1 rRNA gene is annotated in these 1,041 nt (G+C 59.2%); it reads left to right on the top strand.

What is annotated here, in order from left to right:
- Positions 1–300: 300 nt before the first annotated feature.
- Positions 301–1,041: ribosomal RNA gene (locus tag ACFV18_RS32845) — 23S ribosomal RNA — on the top strand; the annotation flags it as partial.

Genomic DNA, 1,041 nt, shown 5'->3' with positions numbered 1-1,041 from the left:
GCGGCTGGATCACCTCCTTTCTAAGGAGCACATGGCCGCTTGCGAGCGAATGTCTCGCACGGTTGCTCATGGGTGGAACGTTGACTATTCGGCACACACGGTGATGGTTCGCCAGTACTGCCCCTCGGGGCGTGGAAAACGATTCTCTGATCCTGGTGTGCCGGGCACGTTGTTGGGTCCTGAGGGAACGGAAGTTGCCTCTAGGATGCCGGCCTCATGCGAGGCGCCTCGATGTTCGGGGTGTTGAGTTTGGGTGTCTGGTCGTTGTTTGAGAACTGCACAGTGGACGCGAGCATCTGTGGCCAAGTTTTTAAGGGCGCACGGTGGATGCCTTGGCACCAGGAACCGATGAAGGACGTGGGAGGCCGCGATAGGCCCCGGGGAGCTGTCAACCGAGCTTTGATCCGGGGGTGTCCGAATGGGGAAACCCGGCAGTCGTCATGGGCTGTCACCCGCTGCTGAACACATAGGCAGTGTGGAGGGAACGCGGGGAAGTGAAACATCTCAGTACCCGCAGGAAGAGAAAACAACCGTGATTCCGGGAGTAGTGGCGAGCGAAACCGGATGAGGCCAAACCTTGAGCGTGTGAGACCCGGCAGGGGTTGCGCTCAGGGGGTTGTGGGAGTGAGCTTGATCGGTCTGCCGGCCGGTCGGCGAGTCAGAAACCGTTGGTGTAGTCGAAGGACATGCGAAAGGTCCGGCGTAGAGGGTAAGACCCCCGTAGACGAAACATCAGCGGCTTGCTTGCTCATTTCCCAAGTAGCACGGGGCCCGAGAAATCCCGTGTGAATCTGGCGGGACCACCCGCTAAGCCTAAATATTCCCTGGTGACCGATAGCGGATAGTACCGTGAGGGAATGGTGAAAAGTACCGCGGGAGCGGAGTGAAATAGTACCTGAAACCGTGTGCCTACAAGCCGTGGGGGCAGTCCTTCGGGGCTGTGACTGCGTGCCTTTTGAAGAATGAGCCTGCGAGTTTGCGGTGTGTAGCGAGGTTAACCCGTGTGGGGTAGCCGTAGCGAAAGCGAGTCCGAACAGGGCG

Source organism: Kitasatospora sp. NPDC059673 (assembly GCF_042734215.1).
Classification (GTDB): Bacteria; Actinomycetota; Actinomycetes; order Streptomycetales; family Streptomycetaceae; genus Kitasatospora.
This window is presented reverse-complemented; position numbering and strand designations above follow the sequence as displayed.